The 892-nt window shown below is 65.8% G+C and carries 1 protein-coding gene; it reads left to right on the top strand.

Features of this window, described 5'->3' with window-relative positions:
• Positions 1-228 precede the first annotated feature (228 nt).
• Positions 229-756: a hypothetical protein gene (locus ELR45_RS20025; RefSeq protein WP_205856923.1), complete on the top strand. Its 528-nt coding sequence runs from the start codon at positions 229-231 to the stop codon at positions 754-756.
• Positions 757-892: the final 136 nt, after the last annotated feature.

The raw sequence follows: 892 nt of genomic DNA, 5'->3' as shown, positions 1-892 counted from the left end.
GGACGATTTCCCGGTTGCCGGACAGCCTGGTGGCACGGACGTTCCCTCCGGCAGCTACCCGCATGCTGCGGAGACGGAAGAGGTGGAACGGTAATGGAACGTCGCACAGCCGTACTCGCTCTGATCGGGCTGCTGGTCGTGGGCTGCGGTATCCAGCCCACGGGCGCCGTGCGCGGCGGACCGGCCGTATCGGTGGTCGGACATGAGGCGGGCATCGAGGTCTGCTTCGTGCGTGACGACGAGTTGGTCCCGACGGAACGCTACGACGTCGTCCTCGAGCTGGGGAGCCTACCGGCCTCCGACCCGCGGCTGGAACCGGAAGTCGAGGAAAGCGGCGAAGGCGACGCCACCGGTGAAGGTGGCGGTGAGGGCCTTGGAAAACCGGCGGATTCATTGACCGACTTACGAAAAATCGGGAACCTGCTCGCTCTTGGACCGAGTGCCGACGAGCAAGCGACAGGGCTCACGAGTGAGGTTCCGGCTGATTTAAGGCTCAGCCTGCTCGTTGGCTGGGCGGATGGCGTTTTTCCGCCAGCCGGCACGCCGACACCCGACGTGCCGGTACCCAATGAGGTGCTCGGGGGCGAGGCAGAGCCGATCGAGGTTGTCGTCGAAGAGCCGGCCGACCGCCTGTCCGACATCGCCGCCGAGCAGATCGCCTGCACGCTGCAGTCGTACCTGGAACTGATCGGCGAGGATCGCGACATCGTGCTGAGCGCCGTGCACGGCGAGCCTTATCTCGATACCGGCCGCTGAACCACCTCAAGATCGAGTGCCGGGGTGAAGCCATCACGTGCAGTCCCGGTGCGGTCTGCCCGTGGTCTGCCCGTAGTGTGCCCGCACCCATTCATCGGCGCGACCGCTGTCGTTCACTGCTGCGACAACCTTCACG

It is taken from the genome of Phytoactinopolyspora endophytica, assembly GCF_004138495.1.
Classification (GTDB): Bacteria; Actinomycetota; Actinomycetes; order Jiangellales; family Jiangellaceae; genus Phytoactinopolyspora; species Phytoactinopolyspora endophytica.
Note: the sequence above shows the minus strand (reverse complement) of the source record. Positions and strands in the feature narration are given on the sequence as shown.